The organism is Microbacterium sp. CH12i, from assembly GCF_000685355.1.
In the GTDB taxonomy this organism is placed as follows: domain Bacteria; phylum Actinomycetota; class Actinomycetes; order Actinomycetales; family Microbacteriaceae; genus Microbacterium.
Map to the genome: position 1 here is coordinate 110737 of NZ_JHET01000007.1, position 20311 is coordinate 131047.

General features: G+C 62.5%; 20 protein-coding genes, 1 other RNA gene and 1 pseudogene. 12 read left to right on the forward strand and 10 right to left on the reverse strand.

The annotated features are described in order from the left end of the window. The first annotated feature begins 70 nt into the window (after positions 1 to 70). Positions 71 to 331: a hypothetical protein gene (locus tag DC31_RS08985; RefSeq protein WP_051606669.1), complete on the forward strand. Its 261-nt coding sequence runs from the start codon at positions 71 to 73 to the stop codon at positions 329 to 331. On the opposite strand, the gene DC31_RS18425 is transcribed toward DC31_RS08985, so the two are convergent. The 4 genes from DC31_RS18425 to DC31_RS09005 form a co-directional block, all read right to left on the reverse strand. Further along, positions 332 to 493, reverse strand: coding sequence for a hypothetical protein (locus DC31_RS18425; RefSeq protein WP_160173217.1), 162 nt, complete (start codon positions 491 to 493; stop codon positions 332 to 334). 79 nt (positions 494 to 572) lie between these two features. After that, a complete protein-coding gene (locus tag DC31_RS08995; protein ID WP_051606670.1) occupies positions 573 to 1439 on the reverse strand; it encodes a tyrosine-type recombinase/integrase in 867 nt (288 codons plus the stop codon). Positions 1440 to 1704: 265 nt separating this feature from the next. Then, complete coding sequence (locus tag DC31_RS09000) at positions 1705 to 2079, reverse strand: hypothetical protein (protein WP_152545389.1); 375 nt, start codon at positions 2077 to 2079, stop codon at positions 1705 to 1707. Between the two features lie 157 nt (positions 2080 to 2236). Beyond that, positions 2237 to 3211 (reverse strand): GlxA family transcriptional regulator, encoded by a 975-nt coding sequence (locus tag DC31_RS09005; protein WP_036279173.1) that lies wholly within the window; start codon positions 3209 to 3211, stop codon positions 2237 to 2239. Positions 3212 to 3302: 91 nt separating this feature from the next. Here DC31_RS09005 and DC31_RS09010 point away from each other — a divergent pair, with 91 nt between their 5' ends. Then, positions 3303 to 3941, forward strand: coding sequence for an HD domain-containing protein (locus tag DC31_RS09010; protein ID WP_036279175.1), 639 nt, complete (start codon positions 3303 to 3305; stop codon positions 3939 to 3941). Positions 3942 to 3991: 50 nt separating this feature from the next. On the opposite strand, the gene DC31_RS09015 is transcribed toward DC31_RS09010, so the two are convergent. Together DC31_RS09015 and DC31_RS09020 are read right to left on the reverse strand one after the other, a co-directional pair. Beyond that, on the reverse strand, positions 3992 to 5020 hold the full coding sequence (locus DC31_RS09015; RefSeq protein WP_036279177.1) for an NADPH:quinone reductase: 1029 nt from the start codon (positions 5018 to 5020) through the stop codon (positions 3992 to 3994). A gap of 42 nt (positions 5021 to 5062) precedes the next feature. After that, positions 5063 to 5902, reverse strand: coding sequence for an aldo/keto reductase (locus DC31_RS09020; protein WP_036279180.1), 840 nt, complete (start codon positions 5900 to 5902; stop codon positions 5063 to 5065). Between the two features lie 51 nt (positions 5903 to 5953). Here DC31_RS09020 and DC31_RS09025 point away from each other — a divergent pair, with 51 nt between their 5' ends. The 4 genes from DC31_RS09025 to rnpB all read left to right on the forward strand — a co-directional run bounded on the left by DC31_RS09025 (position 5954) and on the right by rnpB (position 9307). Further along, the gene (locus DC31_RS09025) at positions 5954 to 6328 is read left to right on the forward strand and encodes a YchJ family protein (protein WP_036279181.1); all 375 of its coding nucleotides are present in this window, start codon (positions 5954 to 5956) and stop codon (positions 6326 to 6328) included. Between the two features lie 45 nt (positions 6329 to 6373). Further along, positions 6374 to 7105 carry a zinc ribbon domain-containing protein gene (locus DC31_RS09030; protein WP_036279183.1) on the forward strand — a complete coding sequence of 244 codons (732 nt, stop codon included), beginning with the start codon at positions 6374 to 6376 and terminating at the stop codon, positions 7103 to 7105. Positions 7106 to 7184: 79 nt separating this feature from the next. Continuing rightward, a complete protein-coding gene (locus tag DC31_RS09035; protein ID WP_081813789.1) occupies positions 7185 to 8912 on the forward strand; it encodes a bifunctional 3'-5' exonuclease/DNA polymerase in 1728 nt (575 codons plus the stop codon). Between the two features lie 14 nt (positions 8913 to 8926). After that, positions 8927 to 9307, forward strand: an RNA gene (gene rnpB, locus DC31_RS17035) — RNase P RNA component class A. A gap of 36 nt (positions 9308 to 9343) precedes the next feature. Here the strand turns inward: rnpB and ppgK are convergent. Beyond that, a complete protein-coding gene (ppgK, locus tag DC31_RS09040; protein WP_036279184.1) occupies positions 9344 to 10102 on the reverse strand; it encodes a polyphosphate--glucose phosphotransferase in 759 nt (252 codons plus the stop codon). Positions 10103 to 10193: 91 nt separating this feature from the next. Between ppgK and DC31_RS09045 the strand changes: the two genes are divergently transcribed. Genes DC31_RS09045 through DC31_RS09060 form a run of 4 tightly spaced genes read left to right on the forward strand, consistent with a single transcriptional unit; the run spans position 10194 to position 15713 of the window. Beyond that, a complete protein-coding gene (locus tag DC31_RS09045) occupies positions 10194 to 10409 on the forward strand; it encodes a hypothetical protein (RefSeq protein WP_036279798.1) in 216 nt (71 codons plus the stop codon). Between the two features lie 14 nt (positions 10410 to 10423). Continuing rightward, a complete protein-coding gene (locus DC31_RS09050; protein WP_036279801.1) occupies positions 10424 to 11761 on the forward strand; it encodes a glutamine synthetase family protein in 1338 nt (445 codons plus the stop codon). Positions 11762 to 11764: 3 nt separating this feature from the next. Beyond that, on the forward strand, positions 11765 to 14740 hold the full coding sequence (locus DC31_RS09055; RefSeq protein WP_036279187.1) for a bifunctional [glutamine synthetase] adenylyltransferase/[glutamine synthetase]-adenylyl-L-tyrosine phosphorylase: 2976 nt from the start codon (positions 11765 to 11767) through the stop codon (positions 14738 to 14740). Positions 14741 to 14798: 58 nt separating this feature from the next. Then, positions 14799 to 15713 (forward strand): diacylglycerol/lipid kinase family protein, encoded by a 915-nt coding sequence (locus DC31_RS09060; RefSeq protein WP_036279803.1) that lies wholly within the window; start codon positions 14799 to 14801, stop codon positions 15711 to 15713. Between the two features lie 50 nt (positions 15714 to 15763). Here DC31_RS09060 and glnA read toward each other — a convergent pair whose 3' ends face one another. Next, positions 15764 to 17188: a type I glutamate--ammonia ligase gene (glnA, locus tag DC31_RS09065; protein ID WP_036279189.1), complete on the reverse strand. Its 1425-nt coding sequence runs from the start codon at positions 17186 to 17188 to the stop codon at positions 15764 to 15766. 121 nt (positions 17189 to 17309) lie between these two features. Here glnA and DC31_RS09070 point away from each other — a divergent pair, with 121 nt between their 5' ends. Further along, positions 17310 to 17738: an RDD family protein gene (locus tag DC31_RS09070; protein WP_036279191.1), complete on the forward strand. Its 429-nt coding sequence runs from the start codon at positions 17310 to 17312 to the stop codon at positions 17736 to 17738. A 1-nt stretch (position 17739) separates the two neighbouring features. Here the strand turns inward: DC31_RS09070 and DC31_RS09075 are convergent. Beyond that, a pseudogene (locus DC31_RS09075) lies at positions 17740 to 18227 on the reverse strand (ATP-dependent zinc protease family protein). Between the two features lie 17 nt (positions 18228 to 18244). On the opposite strand from DC31_RS09075, the gene DC31_RS09080 reads away from it, so the two are divergent. Continuing rightward, a complete protein-coding gene (locus DC31_RS09080; RefSeq protein ID WP_036279193.1) occupies positions 18245 to 19429 on the forward strand; it encodes a RimK family alpha-L-glutamate ligase in 1185 nt (394 codons plus the stop codon). A 53-nt stretch (positions 19430 to 19482) separates the two neighbouring features. Here the strand turns inward: DC31_RS09080 and DC31_RS09085 are convergent, their stop codons facing one another. Beyond that, positions 19483 to 20193, reverse strand: coding sequence for a DUF4191 family protein (locus tag DC31_RS09085; RefSeq protein WP_036279196.1), 711 nt, complete (start codon positions 20191 to 20193; stop codon positions 19483 to 19485). Positions 20194 to 20311 lie beyond the last annotated feature (118 nt).

The window sequence follows — 20311 nt, forward strand, 5'->3', positions numbered from 1 at the left end:
ACCCCCTCTGTTTCAGCATCACGCTGAACAGAGGGGGTCTTTTGTCGTATCCGGGTGGCATCATGGGCGCATGGCGTCAGAGTGGCATCCGTTCCTCCTGCTCACGGAGACCGAGCCGGGCGTGTGGGCGGCGAAGAGTCCGACCGACTATGCACCGTTCGGTGGTATCGCGTTGCGTCGGACTGATGCGGGGCCGCGGTACAAGGTCACGCTCGGGAATGATGTCATCGGGTGGGCGACGAGTCTGCGGGTCGCATCGGAACGGTTGTGGCGTGCATACCTCGAACGGGATGCTGACGCGCGTAAGGGGCCACCGAACGGGGCGCGCTGATCAGCCGCCGTGGATACCAGGCCCGTCGAACTCGGGCGGTAGCGGTCCCGACATCGCTGACTCGAACCGTCCGCACTCTGGGCACTCCCACCCAGCGCCGACTTCACGCAGCAGCACACCGTCAGTCGGGCATGACGGGTGGTACAGGCTCAGATCGTCCATCGTCACAGCGTACGATGCAACAGAATCGCCTCGCACCGGTCATTGGCCATGCGGGGCGATTTCGTGCGTCTACGGGCCGTCAGGCTGCGATGACGCCACGCCCAGAATGTCGGGGGATCTGCCGAGGCCGCAGTGTGATGATCCCTGCTTGTTTTCGGCGCTCACTCACAGCCGTGTAGATCTGCGTTGTCGCGAGCGACTCGTGCATCATCAGCTCCTGGACAACACGGATGTCCACCTCAGCTTCGACGAGGTCGGTGCCGAAAGCATGCCGTAGTGAGTGCGGGGTGAGTCGTGGGTCGAGGATACCCGCACGGATCTTCGCCTTCGTGATCAGGTCGGTGACCGATGACGGCTTCACGTGGCCCGCGCCCTTTCGCGCCGGGAACCAGTATCCGTCCGATGGCATGGACTGCGAGAGCTCAGCGGTCACGGGATGCAGTGGGAGGCTCCGATCTTTGCCGCCTTTCCCGATGGTGCGGATCGTGTTCGAGAGACGGTCGACGTCGGTGCCGTGCACGCGTGCGATGGATGACACGCGGAAGCCCTGGTAGTACCCGAGGAGGATCATCGCCCGGGTGCGGGTGTACGCGCCACAGGTGAGCATCGCGTCGACCTGTTCGCGGGTGAACGGCCGCGGCTCACCCTTCGGTACGCGGATCATTGGCAGCTTCATGGCCGGGTTGTCGGGGCGTAGCTCTTCCTCTTTGAGGAACGTGTAGAACGCGACGATCGCGCCTCGCTCGGTGCGCCTGGTTCCTGCTGAGACGCCTTCGCGGCCGACGTGGCGGCGCAGCGAGAACACGTCGCAGTCAATGAGCGTCCCGGTGCGTCGTGCGAGCGTGGTGAGGATGCTCCGCCTGTTGCGTATCGTGGTCGCTGCGAGGTTCTGCGCGCGCTGGTAATCGACGAACATCTCAAGCGCTTCGAGGTCTTGGGCGTGCATGCGTTCTCCTGTCATAGGTCGGCTCGCTATTGGGCCTGACTCTGACGCTAGAGAAAAGGGCGCGTGCGCCGCGACGACCGCCGCGCCCAGATCTTCCCTCCGCATGCGGTGCGAGTCGTTCACGCGTGAACCACCGTAGCTTGCGGTAGGCGCGCGAGACGGCTAGAGGCGTCACAGATCCGCGCCGGATCGAACGGGGCGCCGGAGGTGTTCTCGAGTAGGAGAAGCCGGGGGATCGTCATACGCTTCACGTAAAGTCGAGTGCTCATGATTCGCTACCCCGCGTACGCCGTTGTTCGATGTACTGCGCAAGCTGTTTTTCTGCGAGTGGAAGCCCGAGCGTGGTGCGTAGATCCATGCTTGCGACATCATCAGACATGGCATCAAGGTCGTAAGTTTCGCCCCAACGGGTGCCGCGCAGTGCTAAGAGTGCATCCTCGGGGAGAGACGGTGAGATTGATAGTGCGGCATATGCTTCGAGCGCGAGGGATGACCGCACGATAGCGGCAATCACAATGCAACTACCGCAGGCGGGCAGGCCGGATGCCACGTCCACCGTGAGCGCTTCAGCTGGCTCGGTTTCCAGATCACAGAGTGATCGGAGATCCGGCAGATACACGTGGCGGGCTTTAGGCGACATCGGCGGAATCCTTCTGCTGTGACTGTCGTAATCGAGGGGCATCAGTGATTGAAGTTACCGGAGCGAGCGTATTTCTGAACCGCTCTGACTCCACCGTGGATGTCGTCGGTTCGATCCCGGCCGGGCCCACTTTGAGAGACCTAAACTCTGTTTATCTTTAGCGTGATGCCGCGTTGTTCACAGTCGAGTTGAAACGGGCGCGATACTCGCTCGGAGACACGCCGAATTGACGATGGAATGCTCGGCGCATCGTTTCATCAGCACCGAAGCCGCTGAGCTGTGCGGCCACTGTGATCGGGCGACCCTTGAGTATGAACTGCGCGGCGGCTCCGGTTCGAATTCTTTCGAGCCAGCGCGTCGGAGACTCTCCGAGTTCTTGTTGAAACATGCGGGCAAGGTGACGCGCGCTGATGTTCATGCGCTTGACCATACTTGATACCGAATAGAACTCGGCAGGAGACGCAATCACCTCGTCAAGGAGAACTCGTAGACAGTTGTTACTTGGTACTGGATATTCGAGCGGGGTCGAGAATTGTGACTGCCCGCCCGGACGCTGCATGAACATGACGAGGTGTCGGGCAACATGCCGAGCCTGCTCTGGCCCGAGGTCAGCTTCGACAAGGTGCAGCGCGAGGTCCATCCCTGCGCTTACGCCCGCTGAAGTGAAAACCTTGTCGTCGTGCACGAAAATAACGTCTCGTTCAACGGCAACGTTAGGGTAGCGCCTCGCCAGTGTGCTTGCATGCCGCCAGTGAGTGGTTGCGCGACGATGATCGAGGATGCCCAGTTCAGCGAGAATGAATGCGCCGGTACATATGGAAACCACGCGGCCAGAACAATCCACGAGATATCGAGCCGCCTCGATGACTTCCTGATTGATTTGCGTTGCTGGCAGGTGATCGGCTCCGCAGATGATGACGGTATCAAGTCCGGTGACGTGATCAGCTGAGATGGTGCGAGCGATGACCATGTTCGCAGATGTCTGCACGTCACCCCCTGCAGGTGACACGTACATGAGTTCGTAGTGTTCGGATCCATCGGCGTTCTCAGCCGCGTGGAGCACCTCGGCAGGACCGCTCAGGTCGAGCATCGTGACACCGTCGAATACGAAGAGTCCAACCCGATGCTTCATGTCTGAATCCGTGGGGTCTCTGTCTTTATGGACATGGCTTCAGGGTACCTGCTCGACCAGACTGTAATTATTCGACAGAAGGGCGAAGAAAATGGCTGAACAGATCGCAGGCATCACGATTCCCGACAGTGCACTCACGAACGCGGCGACCGCACTCGTTCGTGATGTGGCCACCCCGCTCATTTACGATCACTCGCGCCGGGTATTTATCTTTGGAGCACTTCGGGGAGAACGCGACGGCATCAAGTACGATCCTGAACTCCTCTACGTGGGAGCGATGTTCCACGACCTGGGTCTTACGGAGAAGTACCGTAGCGCTGATCAGCGCTTCGAGATCGACGCCGCTGACGTTGCGCGACAGTTCCTCATCGAGCACGGTATCGGCCAAGCGGAAGCCGAAACCGTTTGGCGGGCGATCGCTCTGCACACTACACCGGAGATTCCGTTGCACATGGCCGCTGAGGTTGCTCTTGTTACCCGTGGCGTCGAGCACGACGTCCTTGGACTCGGATACGACACCATCACCGACTCGCAGCGCGAGGAAATCGTCGACGCACACCCGCGCCCTGATTTCAAGAATCGGATCCTCGCAGCTTTTACTGAGGGCCTCAAGGATCGTCCTGACACGACATTTGGCAATGTGAAAGCCGACGTGCTTGAGCACTTCGTGCCTGGATTCAAGCGTGGTGACTTCGTCGAGGTAATTCAAGGTAACCCGTGGGCAGAATAGTCGCGGAGCAGCCGTAGCTCGGGCCTACGCCGTACCGGGCCCACCAAAAATCACGCTTCGTCCGCGGAAACTCGGATGAGAACCTTGCCGATCGTGCCCTGCTGCACGGCGTCGTGGGCGGCGGCGGTGTCCTCGAGCGGATACCACGTGAGCGGAAGCCCGGCCTCTGCACCGACGGGCAACGCGTTGTCCTTTAGCGCAGCCGTGATGTCCTCAGCTGCCGCAGCGAGCGCTTCGGTGCCGACGGTGTAAAGAAGAAGCCCCTGCCAGCGCGCATTCTTCGCGAAACTGGCGATGATGGGCACGGTGATCGTTTCACCCTTGTCATTCGCGTAGAACGCGATTGAGCCGTGATTGGCCAGCACTGCGACATCCAGAGCGGCGTTCATCGAGGGGGAGACCTCCACGATGTGGTCCACACCGCTGGGTGCGACCTCGAGGATGCGTTCCGCGAGTTGATCATCGGGATAACGGAACACGTGGTGGGCACCGGCCGCGCGAGCAAGAGCCTCCTTCGCGTCGCCGCTGACGGTGCTCAGAACCGTCGCACCAGCCCAGACCGCGAGTTGGATCCCCGCGTGACCGACTGCGCCAGCACCGCCCTGGACCAGGACTGTCCGGCCGGTGAGGCTGCCGGGCGAGAGACGCGATGGGCCGTACTCGTGGACGGTGAGGGCTCGATGAGCGGTCATCGCAGGCACGCCAAGACTCGCGGCGACATCGAAACCGATGTCCTCCGGAAGCCGAACGACGCGCGACGCTGGCACGACAGTGAATTCTTGGGCAGTGCCGGTAGGTCGTTCGTGTGCGGCGAGAAACAGCCACACCCGATCTCCGACTCGCAGATCTTCTACGCCATCACCGACCGCGTCGACAATGCCGGCGCCATCCTGGTTGGGAACGACTTCGCTGAACGGCATCGGCATCCCCGACGAGGCGCGGGCCTTCCAATCAGTGGGATTCACTCCCGCCGCGACTATCCGCACACGCACTTCATGCGCGCCAGGTAGGCCCGCTTCCCTCTCCACCAACTCGAGGGTCGAAGAATTTCCCTTGCGTGTGTACGTCACTGCTCTCATACGAGATGTAAGGAGTCAGCTCGGGTGGGTATTCCGCTTGACTCAGGACTCTTCGTGCGTACGAGGATCTGCGTCGAAGAGTCGCCCGTTCGAACGACCAAGTGCCGTGATCGCGTCAACCTCTGCCGCATCGAGCACGACAGAAACAGCCGCGAGGTTGGCCTGCTGGTGCTCCAGCGACGACGCCTTCGGAATCGCGACGATTTCGCGTGCGACGTGCCATGCCAGCACAGTCTGCGCCGGAGAAATATCGTGAGCGGCGGCAACCTCGAGGATCACCTGCTCGTTCATCAGATCCTTTGCGCGTCCGATCGGACTCCATGCCTCGGTGATGATGCCGTGCTCGCGGTGATAGGCGATCTGCTCTTCCTGCGGAAAGTAGGGGTGCAGTTCGATCTGGTTGACGACCGGGCGTACGCCGGTTTCACGCTCGATGCGCTCCAGATGCTCTGGCAGGAAGTTCGAGACACCGATCTGTCGTACGAGCCCGCGCTGCTGTGCGTCGACCAGAGCAGCCCACGCCTGTACATACTCGTCCTGGATTGGATTCGGCCAGTGGATCAGGTGCAGGTCGGTGACGTCGAGCCCGAGCCGGAATCGGCTCTCCTCGATGCTCGTGCGCGCCTTCTCGGACGGGTGATGGCGGCCGGGAAGCTTCGTCGTCACGACGACCTCGGTTCGATCGGTTTTGGCGTCCGCGACACCGCGTCCGACTGCGCCCTCGTTCTCGTAGTTGAAAGCGGAATCGACCAGCCGGTAGCCGGCGTCGATGCCGGCAGCGATTGCCGCGGCGCCCGCCTCGCCGTTCAAGCGGTACGTGCCCAGCCCGATAGCCGGAAGTGTGAAGCCGTTGTGAGCGATGCGAGTCGGCAGTGCGGTCATCGGGGTCTCCTTTGGGGGTCGGGCTTTCAGCCTAAGCGGCACAATGGATTCATGCGCTGCCCCTGTACCTCTGGTGATACCTACGAGGCCTGCTGTGGTCCGCTTCTGGCGGGGGATGCTGCGGCGCCGACCGCTGAACGTCTCATGCGCTCGCGATTCACTGCGTTCGCCACGGGCGATGCCGCGTACCTTTTGCGTTCGTGGCATCCGTCGACCAGGCCGAATGAGCTTGAAGTTGATGCAGAGACGCGCTGGACGCGGCTCGACATCCTCGCCAAAGAGGCCGGCGGTCCGTTCGATACGGCAGGTGTCGTCACGTTCGAAGCGTTCTATCGCGAAGACGGGGTGCGCGCCTCGATGAAGGAACGCAGCCGCTTCGTGCGAGAAGACCGGACCTGGTTGTACGTGGATGGCACGCCCGGCTGACTCATCTGCTGAGCGGATGTCGGTTGCCGCAGGTAGATTGGACACGTGAAAGCCAGCCCCGAGCACCAGCGCATCCTTCTTGACGTCGCCGAGCTGGATCGACGTATCCAACAGGCCGAGCGTGCACGCACGACTCCGGCCCAGGGTCCGCGCATCAATGAGCTCGTGAAAGAGCGCCAAGAGCAACTTCGTGAACTCACGGCATTGACCGGTGCGCGTGATGATGCCCGCACCGAGCTGCGCCGAATCGAATCCGATGTGAAGGTCGTCGAACAGCGGCGCACACGCGACACCGACCGGCTTGCGGCGTCTACGAATGCCAAGGATGCACAGGCTTTCGAGCACGAGCTGGCGAGTCTTGCCAAGCGTGTCAGCGACCTTGAAGATATCGAGCTTGAAGTGATGTCGCGCGTAGAAGCGGCTGATGCTGCTGTTGCCACGCAGCAGGCGCTCATCGACGTGACGACAGCCGAGGGATCAGAGCTCACCGCGCAGGCTAAGGCCGCCGTCGCGACAGCGACGGCGGAAGGCGAGCAACTCAACCGTGATCGTGCGGCAATTACCGCCGACGTCCCCGCTGAGCTGCTGGCTGACTACACCCGACGCGCATCCCGCGGCATTGCTGTCGGTCTGCTGAGTCGCGGCACTTGTGAGGGTTGCCGCATGATGCTTTCCGGCACTGACCTGAACAAGATTCGCCAGGCAGCTCCCGACGAGGTCCTGACCTGCCCCGAGTGCGGCGCCATCCTCGTGCGCACAGACGAATCCGGCCTGTGAGCATCTGGCCTGTGAAAGTCGGGCTTGTGAAAGTCGGGCTTGTGAAAATCCGGCCGGTGAGAACTCGGCCTGTGAACGGATGCCGAAGCCTCCCACGACGGTGACGTCGAAGGAAGCACCAGCGTCGGGTTCGAGAATCCTGCTGGCAGGCGCCGGAGCCGGCGACGTCATCGCGGTCGAACTTGGTGCCGACGACTCCGAACTCACCCGAACGACGCTGCGTAGCACGGAGTTCGGTGACTGGGTGCGCGAGGTCGAGGCGACCAGCTCGCCGCGGTGGGTCATTCGGAGCGCCCGAGAGATCTACCCGCGGCTGCTGGCCGCATCCGTCCCGCTCGTACGCACCCATGATCTGCTGCTTTGCCATGCGATCCTTCGTGACACGGATGCTGTTGCGCGACCGCTCGCACCCTCAGCTGACTGGCTTCCGCGCGCTCCAGACGTCGAGGTCGCGGTACCCGCACTGTTCGATGTCATCGATCACTCCTCAGTCGATCCCATCGCAGAGCTGCTCGAGCAATACCGCGAACAGCGCCGTGTTATCGCATCCGATAAGAACGGACGCCTCGCGCTGCTGTGCGCAGCGGAGTCGGCTGGCGGCCTGATAGCCGAAGAGATGCGAGCGGCTGGACTGCCGTGGGATCCAACAGAGCACGACCGCATTCTGGTCGAGACGCTCGGTTCGCGTCCTGCTGGCGGTGGGATGCCGTCACAGATGGCGGAGTTCGCGGACGCCGTGAGATTCCACCTCGGCGATCCGCACCTGCATCTCGACAGCCACACGAAACTCCTGCGGGCGCTTCACCGGGTGGGCGTGAATGTCGAGTCGACCAGCCAGTGGGAACTCAGCGAGATCACGCATCCCGTCATCGCGCCGCTGCTCGGCTATAAGAAGCTCGCCCGTCTTCTGAGTGCCAACGGGTGGGCGTGGCTGACGGAGTGGGTGCACGACGGCCGTTTCCGCCCGATCTACATTCCGGGTGGCGTCGTCACCGGCCGCTGGGCGTCGGCGGGCGGGGGAGCGTTGCAGCTTCCTCGAATGTTGCGACCCGCCGTGCGCGCAGACCCGGGGTGGACGCTCGTCGTCGCAGACGTCGCGCAGCTCGAACCGCGCATGCTCGCTGCGATGGCAGAAGACAAAGCTATGGCTGAAGCCGCGCGAGGTCGTGACCTTTATGCCGGGGTCGTCGCCTCTGGCGCGGTCGCCACTCGTGAAGAAGCGAAGTACGCGGTGCTCGGTGCGATGTACGGCGCGACGACCGGCGATAGCGGGCGTCTTGTTCCCCGGCTGCGCAAGGTCTATCCGCGTGCGATGCGCCTCGTCGATGAAGCCGCCCGCAAGGGTGAGGACGGCGGGGTCGTCTCGACGCGGCTCGGGCGATCCTCACCGTTGCCGGATACCGAGTGGCAAGAGCAACAGGCCGCGGCCGCAGGGGATGCCGCCGACCCCCTCGAGGTGAAGCGCGCACGCCAGCGTGCCCGTGAACGGGGCAGGTTCACCCGCAACTTCGTCGTGCAGGGCACCGCCGCGGAATGGTCGCTGATCTGGCTCGCAGAGATCCGCTATCGACTGCGACAGCTTCCCGAGGCGGCAACGGCAGCCCCGGCATCCGGTCCTTTCGCGAACTCCGCACATCTTGCGTTCTTCCTGCACGACGAAGTGATTCTGCATGTTCCCGAAGAGCAGGCGGATGCCGCGGCATCCGCGGTGCGCGATGCGGCAGCCGTCGCAACTCGTCGACTGTTCGGTGCGTTCCCCATCGATGTGCCGCTCGATCTGCGAATCATGCAGACCGCAGAGAAGTAGACTGAGCGGGCGAATGGGTCGGCTGGACGGTCGCGTGGCGGGCAACCGCACCGAGGAACGTCCGGGCTCCACAGGGCAGGATGGTGGGTAACACCCACCCGGAGTAATCCGCGAGATAGTGCCACAGAGAGTAGACCGCCGCGTTCTCCGCTTGTCGGGGTGCGCGGTAAGGGTGAAAGGGTGGTGTAAGAGACCACCGGGGGTCATGGTGACATGACCCGCCAGGTAAACCTCGTCCGGAGCAAGGTCAGACAGAGGGTGTTGACGCGGCTCGCTGAGTCCTCGGGTAGACCGCTGGAGCGGCACGGCAACGTGTCGCCGAGAGAGATGGCCGTCGAAGGGATACCTCGAGAGAGGCCCCGGAACAGAACCCGGCGTACAGGCCGGCCCATTCGCCTTCCTGTACGCCGAGTGTTTTTTGTTCGTGTTGATCAGTCGGCTGCGAGTGACGCGGCGCCGATGATGCCTGAAGAGTTGCGGTGAATCGCGGGGATGATTGGCGTGTTCAGCTCGAGCAACGGAATGAATTTCTCGGGATGCTTGGACACCCCACCGCCGACCACGAAAAGGTCGGGGGTGAACAAGAACTCGACGTGCTTGTAGAAGACCTGCAAGCGTGCCGACCACTCTTCCCAGCTGAGGTTCTCACGCTCCATCGCTGAGTATGCGCACCACTTCTCGATGGAAGCATCCTCGACACTCGTGCCGTTGTAAAGCAGGTGACCAAGCTCTGTGTTCGGCAGCAGTACTCCGTCGAGGAGGAAAGCGGAGCCGATTCCCGTACCGAGCGTGGTCAGGATCGTGAGTCCGCCCATGTCGCGAGCAGCACCGTGTCGCACCTCGGCGACGCCAGCTGCATCAGCATCGTTTACGAAGGTGATGTCACGACCGAGGCCGTCTTCGAAGAACTTCTCCGCTTCGAACCCGACCCACTCCTTGGAGACGTTGGCCGCTGAAAGCGTCTTCCCGTTTTTCACGATTGCGGGGAAGGCCACTCCCAACGGCAGATCTGACTTGCTGACGTCGAGCGTCTCGAGCACTTCGGTGACTGCTTTGAGTACGTCCTTAGGCGACGCACCCTTGGGTGTGTCAACGCGGACTCGATCAGATTCGAGCTTCCCGCGCTTGAGGTCGACAATGCCTGCTTTGATTCCCGTGCCGCCGATGTCGACGCCGATCGCTTTTGCCATGGCAATAGCCTAGCGAGAGCGCGCGTCGACAGTAGGATCATGACAGACGCTTACGAAGGGATTAACCATGTCTCACGGTGAAGATTCATACATGTCCAACGGCGAGCGAAAGTATTGGTACAACTCCGCTTCCGGCGAAGTCGAGTACGGCTACATGTCGCCCGCTGTCGATCGCGTCGGGCCCTTCGACACGAAGGAGCAGGCGGCGAATGCGATGGAGACCATTCATGCACGCTCCCAAGCCTGGGCCGTAGAAGAAGCGATCGACGAAGACTGGCGCAAGGCCAGCAACGTAGACGGGAAATAAGCAGCCAGATGGCCATGGACAAGCAGCGTGACTTCGTGTTGCGCACGATCGAAGAGCGCGGCGTAAAATTTGTGCGCCTGTGGTTCACTGACGTCATCGGCACGCTGAAGTCCGTGGCGATCGCACCCGCCGAGGTAGAAGGTGCGTTCGCGGAAGGGATCGGATTCGATGGCTCGGCCATCGAAGGACTGACGAGAACGTATGAGTCGGATCTGCTTGCGCAGCCCGATCCGACGACATTCCAGACGCTACCGTGGCGCGGCGAGATTGATCCGACCGCTCGCATGTTCTGCGACCTCACGACACCCGATGGTGAGCCGGCCGTCGCAGACCCTCGGCAGGTGCTCAAGCGCACGCTCGCCAAAGCCGCCGACGCGGGATTTACGTTCTACACGCACCCCGAGATCGAGTTCTATCTGCTCAAGTCTTCGGTGATCGGGCCAGAGGGTCCGGTTCCGGTCGACTCGGCCGGTTACTTCGACAATGTGCCTGGGGGCACAGCACACGATTTCCGTCGCCGTTCGGTGCGGATGCTGGAAGACCTGGGCATCTCCGTCGAATACAGCCACCATGAGGGCGGCCCGGGACAGAACGAGATCGATCTGCGCTATGCGGATGCACTCACGACGGCCGATAACGTCATGACGTTCCGCACGGTCATCAAAGAGGTGGCGATCGAACAGGGCGTCTACGCGACGTTCATGCCGAAGCCGATGAGTGATCAGCCCGGAAGCGGTATGCACACGCATATGTCGCTGTTCGAGGGTGACCAGAACGCGTTCTGGGAAGAGGGCGCGAAGTACCAGCTCTCTAAGACCGGACGTCATTTCATCGCCGGTCTCCTCAAGCACGCCAACGAGATCGCTGCGGTCACGAACCAGTTTGTGAACTCGTACAAGCGTCTCTGGGGCGGCGACGAGGCGCCGAGTTTCGTTACCTGGGGGCACACCAACCGTTCCGCGTTGGTGCGAGTGCCGATGTACAAGCCGAACAAGAGCCAGTCCTCGCGCGTCGAGTACCGCGGTCTTGATTCCGCGGCGAACCCTTACCTCGCGTACGCGCTGTTGCTGGCGGCCGGTCTCAAGGGCATTGAGAACGAGTACGAGTTGCCTCCAGAAGCTGAGAACAACGTGTGGTCACTCAGCGACGCTGAGCGCCGTGCGCTCGGTTATGCCTCGTTGCCGTCGAGCCTCGAACACGCGCTGGGGTTCATGGAATCCTCCGAGCTCGTCGCCGAGACGCTGGGGGAGCAGGTGTTCAACTATGTGCTGCTCAATAAGCGCAAGGAGTGGGAGGCCTACCGTGGTCAGGTCACGCCGTTCGAGCTGAAGAGCAACCTCGAGCTCCTCTGAGCAATGGCTCGACCCGACGCAGCATTTTCACTGTCGGCTCTGGCGCGCCTCGGGTTCGACGACCTCAGCGCTGCGGCGGCGGAACTTGAAGAGCTATCGACCCTGGTCGGCTTAGAGCGCTCAGTTCTGTTGGACGGCAGCGCGGCCGCCGACCCCGACGCTGCTGCCGCAGGTCTCGTGCGGGTCGCACGTCGCGATCCGTCCGCATTGACCCAGCTGCTCGCTGCCGAAGATACGCGCGCCATCGTCTGGCGTGTCTTCGGGGCCTCGAGCGGGCTCGCGGACTTCTTCCTGCGGCATCCCTCTGAGCTCTCGATTCTCGCCGAGGTCGGTTCTTTGGTGCCGAATGCCGTGAAGTTGCAGGAACGCATGCTGGCAGCGGTGGGCGCGAAAGACGGCTTCGCGGAGACCGGCGACGAGTCTGAGTGGATCGCGCTGCGAATCGCCTACCGTCGCTCGGTCGCAGAGATCGCTGCTATCGACCTTTCCGCTCCCGAGCCCGAGCTAAGAATTGCAGCAGTGTCAGCCGCGTTGGCGGATGCCGCCGGTGCTGCCCTGGAAGCATCCCTTGCCGTGGCGCGCACGCGACTGGCAAATACGTCCTCACGCGATGAAGTCGCGCTCACGCAGCTGGCGATCATCGGCATGGGCAAGGCCGGTGCACGCGAGCTGAACTACGTGAGCGATGTCGACGTGATTTTCGTTAGCGGCACCGCTGATGAAGAGCGACTCGACGAGGGGCGTTCGATCGACCTCGCCACCAGACTTGCCCGAGAGACGATGCGCGGCGTCTCAGCGATTGAGGTCGAGCCTCCGCTCTGGGAGGTCGATGCGAACCTGCGCCCAGAGGGAAAGCAGGGCGCCCTGGTCCGTTCGTTGGGGTCGCACCTGGCTTACTACGACCGCTGGGCGAAGAGCTGGGAGTTCCAGGCTCTGCTCAAGGCTCGTCCCCTTGCCGGCGACCCGGAACTCGGCGACGCGTACATCGAGGCTGTGCAGCCGAAGATTTGGTCGAGCGCGGCCCGCGAAGACTTCGTCGACAGCGTGCAGCGCATGCGCGAGCGGGTCACAGAGCACATTGACCCCGAAGATGCTCCGTACCAGCTGAAACTTGGCGCCGGAGGACTTCGCGACATCGAGTTCACGGTGCAGTTGTTGCAGCTCGTGCACGGTTTGACTGATCCCAGCATCCGCACACGAGGAACACTCGAGAGTCTGGATGCGCTCGTCGCGGGTGGCTATATCGGACGAGCAGATGCTGCGACCTTCGCCGCTGACTACCGCACACTTCGGCTCTTGGAGCACCGTCTGCAGATGCGCGAGCTCACGAGGACGCACCTGATGCCACGCACGCCGGCGGGGCTTCGTGTGCTCGCGAGGGCGACAGGTCTCGCTGATGACGGCAACGCGATCTGGGCGCTCTGGGGGAGCGTGCGGCGGGAAGTGCGCGACATCCACACCCGGCTGTTCTACCGACCGCTGCTGAGCGCCGTGGCGGCGCTGCCCGAAGAAGAACGCTCGCTCTCGACCGCGCAGGCGCACGATCGTCTCGCTGCGATCGGTTTCCGCGATCCCGCCGGGGCGCTCCGTCACATCGGCGCACTGACCTCCGGAATCAGCCGGAAGGTGACGATCCAGCGGCACCTCATGCCGATCATGGTGCGCTGGTTCGCCGACGGCAGTGACCCTGACTACGCGCTGCTCGCGTTCCGACGCATCAGCGAACGTCTCGGCGACACCTCTTGGTTCCTTCGCATGCTGCGCGATTCCAGTGGCGCAGCAGAGAACCTCACATTGCTGCTGTCGTCCTCGCGGTACGTCGGCGAGTTGATGGAATGGATTCCCGAATCTGTCGCGTGGCTCGACAAAAGCGAGCGGCTGCGTCCACGCGACGCGGCGCAGTTGAATGAGGAAGCACGGGCAATCCAGACACGCCACAGCTCGGTGGCATCGGCGTTGAAGGCAGTACGCGCGCTTCGCCGACGCGAGCTGTTGCGCACCGCCATGGGCGCTGTCCTGGACGTGCTGACGATCAATGACGTGGCGACGTCACTCACCACCATCACCGACGCGACGATTCAGGCGGCGCTGCGGGCCGTGCGGCGCGAGATCGTCCCGATCGAAGACGACGCGCTGGAGTTCGCGGTAATCGGAATGGGCCGCTTCGGTGGAGCAGAGCTCGGGTTCGGATCAGACGCTGACATCCTGTACGTGTATGACGCAAACGGCGTCGACGCAGAGCGTGCGCAGTCGCTCTCGAAGCTCCTGGTGGCAGGACTGCGAGAACATCTCACCGATCACCGTGTGCCCCTCGACCTCGACGCTGATTTGCGTCCAGAGGGGCGCCAGGGGCCATTGGTACGCTCTATCGCTGCATACACCGAGTACTACCGCCGCTGGTCGGTATCGTGGGAGGCACAGGCGCTGTTGCGGGCACGCGGCGTCGCTGGCAGCTCGCAGCTCATCACGAAGTTCATCACCCTTGCGGACAGCATCCGGTACCCGGACGAAGTCGACGAGCAAGGCATCCGCGAAATCAAACGCATCAAGGCGAGGGTAGAGGGCGAGCGGCTTCCCAAGGGGGCCGACCCGCATCGGCACCTCAAGTTGGGCCCGGGATCGTTGAGTGACGTCGAGTGGCTGGTCCAGCTCATCCAGCTCCAGCACGCACATGCCGTGCCAGGACTACGCACGACGTCCACGTTGGGGGCGCTCGAAGTCGCCGTCGAAGAAGGGCTCGTGTCGGCGGACGACGCCGAACGTCTTCGCGAGGCCTGGCTGTTCGCCAGCAGACTCCGCTCGGCGATCACGCTGCGTACCGGACAGACGAGCGACGTCCTGCCGTTCGATCGCCAAGAACTCGATGCGATCGGACGTGTGCTCGGATATCCCGACCGTTCAGCCAGCGCCATCGAGGAGGACTACTTCGGCGTCACACGGCGCGCGAGACGCGTGTTCGAGCAACTGTTCTACGGCTGAGTCAGCGTTGAGCCGCGCCTGAGTTGCGATTTGGCGGATGCTGACTCAGGCTGAGCACATGACAGCGACGAAGACCGGCATCATCTGGAACCCATCGAAGATAGATGAGGACACACTGCGCAACGCCGTTGCAAAAGCACTCGACGGCGAGGTGCAGTGGTGGGAGACCAGCAAGGATGATCCGGGCCGCGGAATGGCCCTGGAGGCCGTAGAAGCTGGTTGTGACACCGTCATCGCTGTCGGAGGCGATGGCACGGTACGAGCGGTCGCAGAGGCGCTGGCAGGCACGGACGCTGTGCTCGGCATAGTTCCGCAGGGAACCGGAAATCTCCTTGCGCGCAACTTGGAAATTCCCCTCGACAACATTGGCGCTGCGCTCAAACGCATCAGCGCCGGTGACACGCGCACGATCGACCTCGGGTGGGTGACGCTGGACGGCGAGGAACGCGCCTTCACCGTGATGGTGGGGTTCGGTGTCGATGCGCAGATGCTCGTTGAAACCGATGATGATCTGAAGGACCGTGCGGGGTGGCTTGCGTACGTCGAGGCGATGGGGCGCGCCATGGCAGGTACCGAGATGACCGACATCAGGATCACCCTCGATGACGAGGAACCGCGAGAAGTACACGGCCATACCCTGCTGATCGGTAACTGTGGGATGCTGCAGGGCGGAATCAGACTGCTACCAGACGCGAAACTCGACGACGCACAGCTGGACCTGCTGCTGGTGAGCGCCGACGGACCGCTGCAGTGGCTCGACACCGTGCGCTCTTTCGTCTGGGACAACGGCATCCGTCGCCTTCTCACCGGCGATGAACAGGCCGTCAGCACCGAGTCGACGCGACACCAGACCGCAGAACGCATCCGGGTCGAACTTCAGGCGCCGCTCGCGTTTGAGGTCGACGGCGAAGAACTCGGCGAGGTGTCATCGTTCGAGGTGCGTGTGCAGGCTGGCGCACTCCGGGTGCGCTGAAAGGCCCGCCACCTGTTGAGGCGACGGGCCTTCAGAAGGTCACGCGGTGATCAAACGCCGTAGTAGAGCTCGAACTCGAACGGGTGCGGACGCTGTGCGGTCGGGATGATCTCGTTGTCGATCTTGTACGAGATCCAGGTCTCGATCAGCTCTTCGGTGAACACACCACCTTCCAGCAGGAACTGGTGGTCGGCGCGCAGCGCCTCGAGCGAATCCAGCAGCGAATTCGGAACCTGCGGGATGTTCTTGGCCTCCTCGGGGGGAAGTTCGTAGAGGTCCTTGTCGATCGGCGCGAGCGGCTCGATGCGGTTCTTGATGCCGTCGAGGCCTGCCATCAGCTGCGCGGAGAACGCGAGGTACGGATTGCTTGAGGCATCCGGCACACGGAATTCGATGCGCTTGGCCTTCGGGTTCGAACCTGTCAGCGGGATGCGGATCGCGGCGGAGCGGTTACCTGCGGAGTACGCCAGGTTGACCGGGGCTTCGAAGCCCTTCACCAGACGGTGGTAGCTGTTCAGCGACGGGTTCGTGAACGCAAGCACCGCGTTGGCGTGCTTGAGCAGGCCACCGATGTACCAACGGGCGATGTCGCTGAGCTGACCGTAGCCGGCCTCATCGTAGAACAGCGGCTTGCCCTCGCTCCACAGCGACTGGTGCGTGTGCATACCGGAACCGTTGTCGCCGTAGAGCGGCTTCGGCATGAACGTGACCGTCTTGCCCCACTGCTCGGCGGTGTTCTTGACGATGTACTTGAACTTCAGAATGTCGTCTGCCGAGTGGACGAGCGTGTCGAAACGGTAGTTGATCTCCTGCTGACCGCCCGTGCCGACCTCGTGGTGCGAGCGTTCCAGCGCAAAGCCCGCCTCGATGAGGTTGAGCGTCATTTCATCGCGCAGGTCTGCCGTCTTGTCGACCGGTGCCACCGGGAAGTAGCCGCCCTTGTACGGCGTCTTGTTGCCGAGGTTGCCGCCCTCTTCTTCACGGGCAGTGTTCCACGCGCCCTCTTCCGAGTCGACGCTGTAGGAGCTCTGGTTCGACGTCACCGAGTAGCGCACGTCGTCGAAGATGTAGAACTCAGCCTCGGGGGCAAAGAAGGCTGTGTCGGCGATGCCGGTGGAGGCCAAGTACTTCTCGGCCTTCTTGGCGACCTGACGCGGATCCTTCGAGTAGATCTCACCGGTGCGCGGGTTGTAGATGTCAAACAGCATGACGAGGGTCTTGGCCTCGCGGAACTGATCGAGGTACGCCGTGGTCACGTCCGGGATGAGCTGCATGTCCGACTCGTGGATGCTGGCAAAGCCACGGATCGAGGAGCCATCGAACAGCTGCCCGTCGGTGAAGAATTCCTCGTCGACGGTCGCTGCAGGGATGTTGAAGTGCTGCTGCACACCCGGCAGATCCGTGAAACGGATGTCAAGGAACTTGACGTCGTTGTCCTTGATGTAGCTCAACACTTCGGATGAATCGGTGAACATTTATCACTCCTGATAATGCGGATCGGGACCTTGAGGCCTGCATGAAGGCTATGGCCGAGGCGTTACTCCGCCGTGTCTTCTATGTTTCGCCCATGTTACAGACCGCAGATAGGATGATCCGGTGACGGATGCTGAGAATTCATACCCCGGCGAACGTCTTGGGCTACCCACGGCGGGACCGGGAAGCGTCGCGCGGCCCGGCCGGCGGATCGGCGCTCTGCTGATCGACTACTTCGCGGCGACGATCATCGCTACGGGGTTCTTCGGCTACGACCAGTTCGCGCTTCCGGCCGAGGCCGGGCTGACGATGTTCGCACCGATGATGGTCTTCGCCGTGCTGCAGATCGTGTTCATCCCGACGATCGGCGGTAGCCCAGGGCACCGCATTTTGCGCATGCGTGTTGTTCGCTACGGTGGCGGATGGGTCGGCCTCTGGCGTCCGATCGTGCGGACTCTGCTCCTCATTGTCGTGATCCCGGCCGTGATCTGGGATGCCGATCAACGCGGACTGCACGACAAGGTCGCAGGAACACTGCTCATCCGCGTGTGAGTCAGTCGCGTCCGCGATTGCGACGCCGAGCTTCTTTCGGAGCGCGTCCGCCCAAGAATGAGCGGGCCGGATCAACGATGAATCCTCGACGGAGCGCTTCCCGGCCGATCAGCATTCGGAAGCCCATCTCATCACGATTGCTCAGCGTCACCTCGGAAACGATGAGTTTTTCTGCGAGCCGGATTGCCAGCAAGACCACCAGACGTTCTTGCGCATGCCCGGAGGAACTGCGTACCGCGCGTCGATCCTCAACGGGGCACTCAACGATTGTGGCATCCGCATTGCTGTCTTGCCAGGGATTCACGCGGAAGCGCACCCAGTCTTCACCTTCGCGCTTGAACTCGTGGATATCGAACGCGTGCAGCATGATGTGCGCGCACCTGTGTCGATTTTGGCTTTGATCCAATCAACTCCGGCATCGGGCAGGCTCACCCATTCACGCCACCCCGTAAGAGTGTTTGAATGAGATGTCTTAACCACGCGATACATCTTGGCAGGAAATCTTTGTGAAGCTCGCAGTTCTCTCTCGCGCCCCGCAGTCTTACTCGACTCAGCGCCTTCGCGCGGCCGCAATTCAGCGCGGTCATATCGTCAAAGTGCTCAATACGTTGAAGTTCGCGATCGACCTGACTGCGGATGAACCCGACCTGCATTATCGCGGGCGTCCGCTCAGCGACTACGACGCGATCCTGCCGCGAATCGGCAGCTCGATTACGTACTTCGGCACCGCGGTCGTGCGCCAGTTCGAGCAAATGGACGTGTACACCCCGAACACGGCGAACGGGATCTCTAGCGCCCGTGACAAGCTGCGGGCGAACCAGATCCTCTCTAGGCACGACATCGCAATGCCCGCTACCGCGTTCGTGCGCAATCGTGCCGATGTACGCCCGGCAATCGAACGCGTCGGTGGCGCTCCTGTCGTCATCAAGCTGCTGGAGGGGACGCAGGGCATCGGTGTCATCCTGGCGCCGCAGGTGAAGGTCGCTGAGGCGATCATCGAGACGCTGCACTCGACCAAGCAGAACGTGCTGATCCAGAAGTTCATCGCCGAAAGCCGTGGCCGCGACATCCGTGCCCTCGTCGTCGGAGACCGAGTCGTCGCAGCGATGCGGCGCGTTGCTGCCGGCGATGAGTTCCGCTCTAACGTGCACCGCGGTGGCAGTGTCGAGCCGGTGGTGCTTGACCCCATCTACGAGCAGATCGCCGTCCGCTCCGCGCAGATCATGGGCCTCCGCGTTGCCGGCGTCGACATGCTGGAGGGCGACGACGGCCCGCTGGTCATGGAGGTCAACTCCTCGCCTGGGCTACAGGGCATTGAACAGGCGACGAAGCTGGACGTTGCGGGCGCGATCATCGACTACATCGGCGGGCAGGTCGCGTTCCCCGAGATCGATGTGCGTCAGCGACTGACGGTCTCCACCGGGTACGGTGTCGCCGAGTTGCACGTGCACAACGCCGTAGAGCTGGTCGGTAAGACGCTGGGGGAGTCGGGGCTCTGGGAGCGTGACATCACCGTGCTCACGCTGCACCGTGGCGTGGGAGTCATTCCCAACCCGCGCAAGCACGTCGTGCTCGAGGCCGATGACCGTCTGCTGTGCTTCGGAAAGCTCGAAGAGATGCGCTCAATGATTCCCGAGCGTCGTCGACGTCGCGCAAAGGTGCGTCGTCTGCCGAAAGAGCCGCTGAGCTGACTCTCGATCCCTGAGCTGACTCCCGATCCCTGAGCCTGGCGAGGGGTGAGGGATCAGCGCGGGCGCTGGGCGCGAACCTTTGTCGGGTCGATACCCTTCGGAATCGGAAGCGACGAGACTGACTGAGACACCGAGTCGATACGACGGATGACGGCGGCAAGCGTCGTCTTGTCAATCTTGTTCGGGAGCTTCTTGATGGTCTTTGCCAAATCGGCGATGGCGACGTCATCTTCGCCGTGGCCGACGTAGAAGACGTGCACAGGAACACCGTGGGCGACGCGCTGCGCCTTGGTTCGCTCCTCGTTCATGAGGCGTGTCAGGCGCCCGCGGGCACCCTCACCGACGACGACGATGCCGCCGCGGCCGATGGCGCGGTAGACGGCTTCTTGCGTCTTCGGGTTGATGCCTACCGGAGTATCGGAGGCCTGCCACTTGCGGCCGAGACTTGAGCTTATGACGTGCCCGGTTGCACCGGGCATGCCGTCGATCTTCGCGTACATCGCCGTGGTCGAGAGCCGTGTCATCAGGAACAATGCGCCGAGGACACCGAGCATGAGGCCGGTGATCGCCCAGAGAACCAGCGTCCATACCTGGAATGGCGGGATGAGGTATCCGACGACGAGGCCGAGCAGCACACCGCCGACGAGGATCGCGATCTGCGCCCACGGCAACCAGCCGTACACCTCACGTGTGAAACGGAAGAGGGACTTGATCTGGGAGAAGAACCCCGGACGCTTCTCGGGGTCGGGAGCACGCTTAGCCATAGGTACAAGACTACCGAGTCAAGGCTGCCCTGATGCGCGCGTTCGCGGGCGGCGCACTTGGTCTGCACATGTTCGCCTTCACGGTTCTTGTGCACATTTGAGAGTTCTCGCCCCCGGC